Below are 1581 nucleotides of genomic sequence, written 5' to 3'. Positions count from 1 at the left end.
TAAGAAAAAATAAAACAACAAATTGAATATGAAAAATACAATACTAGTAGTTATACTTTTTCTGAGTATATCATTATCCGCACAAGATTGGCAATGGGCAAAACGAGGAGGTAGTACCGATAATATAACTGAATCTTTTACGGTTTTAAAAGAACAAGTTGTTTCGATGGTCACGGATAGTGACAACAATGTGTATATTTTAGCTCCAGTTGGTAAAAACAATTTGAACATCGATGGTGTACCCAAAACGAATTATGGTAATTTAAACACGGTGGATTACATGATTGCAAGTTTTAGTTGTACGGGAGATTATCGATGGAGTAAAGTGATTGGTGGTGGGGGTAATGATAATGATTTGATGAGAAATCTTGTAGTAGATACTGATGACAATGTTTATGCGGTGGGTTTTGTAAAACCTGCATTTACGGCTAGCACTGCGGTGCATTTTGATGATGATGTAGTACTACCTACTTCCTCGTCAACTACTAATACTTTTAAAAAATCGCTATTTATGATTAAATACAATAAAGAAGGGGTTTTTCAATGGTTACGGATGCCACAAGCTGACAATTTAAGTTTTACAACCGCTAACCAAACAGGTTGTGGAAATATTGTGATTGATGCAAATAATAACTTAACGTGGTTAGTTGCCATTCCAGCAGGCAACTATGCAGATGGAAATTATAGCACTTCAGGATCAGGTGTCAACACACATATTTTAAAATATAATAGTAATGGAGAATTTTTAAGCGGTTCGCCTTTTAATGCTGTTTTTGGTGCAGGTACTTTTTATTCCATGAAGTTATATAGTCATCCCACCAATGGCACGTTATATATTGTTGGTGAAAAAGCACCCGATTACACAGTTACTGTTGGTTCTCAAAGCGTAACAGGTAATGCCTATGTGGCCGCCTTTTCCCCAACGGGTACTTTTTTATGGCTCAAACAAAGTTCAGGACAAAATATCGATTTAATTACCTCAGCTATCGATGCCGTTGGTAATATTTATTTTGCCGGCGAAACTTTTAACAATATGAGTTTTGAAGGCATTGTATTAACATCTCCAGATACCAGTAGTTTTCCATATCTATTTAAAATCAGTAGTGAAGGTGAGCCGCTTTGGGCTTCAACAGCAAGTTTTTCAGGTGCATTAGGTAACACGCTAAAGGGGTTAGTTGCTAACGGAAATGAAGTGCTTGGCACAGGTGGTGCTTTTCAGTTAACTTGGGGTAATTTTTCTGTAACAAGCCCTTTAGGTACTGGTTTTGATACGTATGTCGCCACTTTTAATGCTACTACAGGCGTTCCAACAAGTTTAATTGAACTCACCAGTAACGTGGGCTGTGAAGATTTCGGCACCGCTGCCACAGTTGATAGCAATGGCAGTTATTATATTGGAGGTTATTTTACGTGTGGGTTAACCATTGGCAGTACTACCCTGCAAAACACAGGGCAATCTGATTTTTTTGTGGCTAAATATGGCACTACCGATTGCAGTTTAAGCCTTGCCGAGCAAGAAGCTTCAAACCTAGTGGCGTTTCCTAATCCAACCAAAGGCTTGGTGCAGTTTTCTAATTCCGC

General features: G+C 38.1%; 1 protein-coding gene. It reads left to right on the top strand.

The features are described from left to right. Positions 1 to 28: 28 nt before the first annotated feature. The coding region (locus tag C0512_RS15530; protein WP_290863210.1) for a hypothetical protein at positions 29 to 1581 on the top strand (1553 nt) is incomplete at its 3' end.

It is taken from the genome of Flavobacterium sp., from assembly GCF_013822155.1.
In the GTDB taxonomy this organism is placed as follows: domain Bacteria; phylum Bacteroidota; class Bacteroidia; order Flavobacteriales; family Flavobacteriaceae; genus Flavobacterium.
The sequence above is the reverse complement of the archived record's forward strand: the minus strand, read 5'-3'. Positions and strand labels throughout refer to the sequence as shown.